The organism is Kitasatospora sp. MBT66, assembly GCF_000710405.2.
Classification (GTDB): domain Bacteria; phylum Actinomycetota; class Actinomycetes; order Streptomycetales; family Streptomycetaceae; genus Kitasatospora; species Kitasatospora purpeofusca.
Genome location: NZ_JAIY01000003.1, coordinates 478808 through 480453 on the forward strand (window position 1 = coordinate 478808; position 1646 = coordinate 480453).

Consider the following 1646-nt stretch of genomic DNA (forward strand, 5'->3'; position numbering starts at 1 on the left):
GTGCACTTTGCAAAGTCGACGGACAATTTGCAAAGCCGGGTGCCGTCGGACGGAGCGTCCGACGGCACCCGGCGCGTTCGGCCGGTGTGCGGTGTGCGGTGTGCGGTGTGCGGTGTGCGGTGTGCGGTGTGCGGCGCGCCCGGGCGTTCGTCAGGGCTTGGTGGCCGCGAATTCGGTGCCCGCAGCCGCAGCCGCAGCCGCGGTCACACCCAGGCCGGGGCCGTGCCCGGCCCGGCGGCTGTCGGGGCTTCGGCCGCCGTCGGACCGTCGGCGGCGGCCTCCCGCTCCTCGGCGGCCCGCAGTGCACCGGTCGCCAGAAGGTACTGCGCCAGGAGGTAGGTGGCCATGATCCAGAAGTCGTGCCCCGGCAGCTCCCGCCACTTCGCCAGCTTGGTGGCGATCAGCGTGTCCGAGAGCAGGAACAGCGCCCCGCCCAACCCGCCTCGCGCCCCGAGCCCGGCCGAGGCGACCGCCGTCGAGGCGAGCAGCAGGCTGTAGCCGGCCACCGGGGCCCGCAGGTCCCCGAGATCGGGCCAGAGCCGGCCCACCATCGTCACCCAGGCCGTCGCGTACGCCGCCGCGACCACCATCGTCCGCCGCCGGTCGGTCAGCGCGCCCTGGCCGACGAACATCGTCACGTAACACACGTGCGCCGCCGCGAACGATCCCATTCCGGCCAGGAACGCGGTGTCGTTGCCGAGCTGGAGCAGCACGTCCCCGCCCGCGCTCAGCAGCAGCGCCGGCGCGAGCAGCTTCGGCGCGCGCCGGCCCGCCTCGGTGGCCCGGGTGACGCTGTGCGCGGCGAGCAGCGGCATCAGCGCGGGCTTGGTGGCGTGGCGCAGCGCGGGCGTGCCGGTGAGCAGCGCCCCCAGGTGGGCCGCCGAGGTGGTGGCGTAGCCGGTGAGCAGGCCGCCGGCGGAGCGCAGCCGGCCGCCGAGAACGGCGCGGGTGGTCGTACGGATGCTCATGCGGCGGTGTCCTTCGGGCGGTGGGGGAGCGGACGGGGCCGGCGGTGGGGCGGCCAGGGGGCGGGCGCGCCCGCGCCGGTCACCATCCTGCCGGGCACCGCGGGCGACCGGCAGGGGGTGTGGAAGAGATTGTTACCGGTGCGTAGGTCCGGCCGTGCAACCGGGGTGACGTGTCGCCCGCCGGACGTCGGTCCGGCGCCGGTCCGGGCGTCGGCGGTCCTCCTGTCGCGGCCCGGCCGCCGTTCGGCCGGATGTCGTCGGGACCCGGGTAGCTGCCAGCGAGGGCCGCGCCCACCGTCTAGTCTGGTCCCCGACATGGAGCAGCAGGAGTACGCGACCGGCGCCGCGCGGACGGCCGGTGGCACGTCGGACGGGTGCACGGGCGGGGCGGGGCGGGGCACCACCGCCGCCGCCGTCGTCGTACGCGGATCCGGCCCCGGCCCCCTGGTCGCACCCGGCCCTCTGGTCGCCCCCGGTACTGGAGCTGACGCCCCGCAGGACGCCGCACCGGTCCGCGACTCCGGCTCCCCGTCCGTCGCCGGGCTCTCGCCGGACCCCGGGCTGCTGCGGCTCGCGCGCTGGTTCGCCGAGGCCGAGCCCGGCACGGCCGACGACCTCTGCGCCGCCTCCCTCGGCCTCTACCCGGCCCGTCACTTCGGCGCCCCCGCCGGTCCGGCC

The 1646-nt window shown here is 76.9% G+C and carries 1 protein-coding gene and 1 pseudogene; one reads left to right on the forward strand and one right to left on the reverse strand.

The window, feature by feature from the left end; translation table 11 throughout:
- Nucleotides 1-203: 203 nt before the first annotated feature.
- Nucleotides 204-968 carry a lysoplasmalogenase gene (locus tag BI06_RS04065; RefSeq protein ID WP_051740201.1) on the reverse strand — a complete coding sequence of 255 codons (765 nt, stop codon included), beginning with the start codon at nucleotides 966-968 and terminating at the stop codon, nucleotides 204-206.
- 315 nt (nucleotides 969-1283) lie between these two features.
- Here BI06_RS04065 and BI06_RS04070 point away from each other — a divergent pair.
- Nucleotides 1284-1646 (forward strand): annotated as a pseudogene (locus BI06_RS04070) (DUF2397 family protein); the annotation flags it as partial.